1 protein-coding gene is annotated in these 440 nt (G+C 48.6%); it reads right to left on the bottom strand.

The features are described from left to right. Positions 1–116: 116 nt before the first annotated feature. Positions 117–371, bottom strand: coding sequence for a hypothetical protein (locus tag LKK83_RS15355; protein WP_324632084.1), 255 nt, complete (start codon positions 369–371; stop codon positions 117–119). Positions 372–440: the final 69 nt, after the last annotated feature.

The raw sequence follows: 440 nt of genomic DNA, 5'->3' as shown, positions 1-440 counted from the left end.
TTAGGCTGGTCAGGTGGTTAGAAGTACAAGCCCCTGGCTTTAGACATGGGGTTGGTTTCTACGGAGTCCCTGACGGTAATGGTGGAATAGTGATAAACAGGGGAAGACCGCGCGCCTCAAGTTCCTCTAAATCCCCGGAATAAATAGCCGAGAATTATCCCCACAATCAACGCCCAGACTTGTCCAGAGGCAATAAAATAATCCCAAGCGCTTTTGATCCGATCTAAAATTTCTGGGTCGCTGACCTGTTGAGCCAACACCATCCCCTTAACCGGCGCATTCCCCAACAGGATGTTTAGAGAATCCAGGGAATTCCCCATCCCGGAGATTGTCGGGAGAACAATTGGAATATTATGCATCAGATTTGTCATCGAAAATTAGGGGTTGGTAAGGGGGGCGAATGGAAACCCCTGTCATTTATGTATGGGGAGGAATTCGCC

This window comes from Phormidium sp. CCY1219, assembly GCF_035615515.1.
Taxonomy (GTDB): Bacteria; Cyanobacteriota; Cyanobacteriia; order Cyanobacteriales; family Laspinemataceae; genus CCY1219.
This window is presented reverse-complemented; position numbering and strand designations above follow the sequence as displayed.

Bases quoted from the DNA above. Each gene is read 5' to 3' on its own strand.
- LKK83_RS15355 (WP_324632084.1), bottom strand. From the start codon at position 371: ATGACAAATCTGATGCATAATATTCCAATTGTTCTCCCGACAATCTCC.